The organism is Gelidibacter sp. F63206, from assembly GCF_023015735.1.
The window spans coordinates 1-203 of record NZ_JALKAU010000004.1; the positions used below are offsets into that span (position 1 = coordinate 1).

A 203-nucleotide genomic window follows, 5' to 3' on the forward strand; every position below is an offset into this window, starting at 1 on the left:
ATTGGGCCTGGATCACCTTGTGGTCCCTGGGCTCCGTCATTACCATCAATACCATCGGCTCCTGCTGGTCCCTGAGGTCCTGCTGGACCGGTCTCTCCCTGAATACCTTGTGGTCCTTGGGCTCCGTCATTACCATCAATACCGTCTGCACCCGCCGGTCCTTGAGGGCCCATTGGGCCTGGATCACCTTGTGGTCCCTGGGC

General features: G+C 60.1%; 1 pseudogene. It reads right to left on the reverse strand.

The window, feature by feature from the left end:
* Positions 1 to 203, reverse strand: a pseudogene (locus tag MWU32_RS00040) (collagen-like protein); the annotation flags it as partial.